Source organism: Saccharibacillus sp. CPCC 101409 (genome assembly GCF_030518235.1).
Classification (GTDB): domain Bacteria; phylum Bacillota; class Bacilli; order Paenibacillales; family Paenibacillaceae; genus Saccharibacillus.
Map to the genome: position 1 here is coordinate 1 of NZ_JAULSA010000061.1, position 539 is coordinate 539.

The 539-nt window shown below is 54.7% G+C and carries 1 protein-coding gene; it reads left to right on the top strand.

All coding sequences use genetic code 11. The annotated features are described in order from the left end of the window. Positions 1 to 539: hypothetical protein (locus tag QWJ34_RS27055; protein WP_302732235.1), on the top strand; the 539-nt coding region annotated here is incomplete at both ends.

A 539-nucleotide genomic window follows, 5' to 3' on the forward strand; every position in this document is an offset into this window, starting at 1 on the left:
CGGCACCAAGAAGAAGAACATGGTTGCTTACGATTACACGAACGCGACCGACTTTTCCGATTCTGCCCAAACTTCTTCCACGGTAAAACGCACCTCCGTCGGCGATCCGAACGGTGTCGGCGCAAACGAGAAGATCAGCGAAACGACCGTTCTGAACGCGGATCATCTGGCGGTTAAGGAAACGCGCGAGAAGACTGGCGAATACAAAAAGCAGATCGACACGGTCTACGACCCGGATCAGCAGCTTGCGGTCAAGATCACCGAGACGGATACGGACTATACGCAGAAACCGGAGAAGACCGGTACCAAAATCAACGCGTATACGTACGATCAGTTCGGCAACGTCCTGACGTATACCAATCCGCTCGGCCATATCAGCAGCTACACGTATGCGTCCAACTATCCGGGCCTGCTTACTTCCGAGCGCAATACGGTTTCCGGCGTGGTCACGGACGATGTTTCGTACACTCCTGATTCGGCGCTGCCGCATATCGCGAAGACGGTGCAGAACTATACCGACGATAGCGGACAGGCGAGCT